General features: G+C 48.5%; 1 protein-coding gene. It reads left to right on the forward strand.

Annotated features, from left to right (window positions below):
• On the forward strand, positions 1–260 hold a 260-nt coding region (locus tag AAEY83_RS16305), incomplete at both ends, for an alkaline phosphatase (protein WP_351060704.1).

The following is a 260-nucleotide window of genomic DNA, read 5'->3' on the forward strand; positions in this document are numbered from 1 at the left end:
GCCCTATACCACAGTTGGTTACGCCAATGGTTTAGGGTTTAGAAACTTAGGTGATGAAACAGATGCCGATGCAAGCTATGCAAGTGCTGCTGTGGCAGGGCGCGTTGAGTTACAAGGGATTGATACAACAACCCCTGGTTTTCATCAAGAAACAACAGTGCCATTGGCCTCGGAAACACACGCAGGTGAAGACATTTCATTGCATGCAACAGGCCCCGGTGCTCAGCTTGCACAAGGCGTAATTGAGCAAAATGTAGTGT

The sequence above is a fragment of the Psychrobacter sp. TB20-MNA-CIBAN-0197 genome, from assembly GCF_040309765.1.
In the GTDB taxonomy this organism is placed as follows: Bacteria; Pseudomonadota; Gammaproteobacteria; order Pseudomonadales; family Moraxellaceae; genus Psychrobacter; species Psychrobacter submarinus.